This window comes from Myxococcus llanfairpwllgwyngyllgogerychwyrndrobwllllantysiliogogogochensis (genome assembly GCF_006636215.1).
GTDB classification, from domain to species: Bacteria; Myxococcota; Myxococcia; order Myxococcales; family Myxococcaceae; genus Myxococcus; species Myxococcus llanfairpwllgwyngyllgogerychwyrndrobwllllantysiliogogogochensis.
The window spans coordinates 1-430 of sequence record NZ_VIFM01000816.1; the positions used below are offsets into that span (position 1 = coordinate 1).

The 430-nt window shown below is 65.1% G+C and carries 1 protein-coding gene; it reads right to left on the reverse strand.

Going from position 1 to position 430, the window contains the following annotated elements; translation table 11 throughout:
- A partial coding sequence (locus tag FJV41_RS55960; RefSeq protein ID WP_181791609.1) for a PucR family transcriptional regulator occupies positions 1 to 430 on the reverse strand: 430 nt, incomplete at both ends.

Consider the following 430-nt stretch of genomic DNA (forward strand, 5'->3'; position numbering starts at 1 on the left):
GACCGGGTAGCCGGTCAGTTTTTCAATGCGCTGGATGCGCTGATGCAACGTGTTGCGGTGGAGACCCAGCCGGTCGGCGGCCCGCACCACGTTGCCGTTCTCCTGCAGCAGCGTCTCGAGGGTCTCCAGCAGCAGCCATGGCGCTTTACGGCCCGGCTCGATCAGGCAGCCAAGGGTGTCGTGCATAAAATCGTTGAGCAGCGCCGGGTCGCTGACCGCGGACAGCAGTTTGATAAACCCCAGCTGCTGATAGTCGCTGATGCGCTGGGTTGGCCGCAGGGTATCGCACAGATCCAGCGCCTGGCGCGCCTGCGACAGCGCCCGCGGGTAACCCTGCAGCTGCCTGACCGGCGCGGGGAGGCCGCAGAGCAGCGACAAACTCTCCTCTCCGTCCGCCAGCGCCTGCAGCCACTGCTGTAGCCATTTTTTC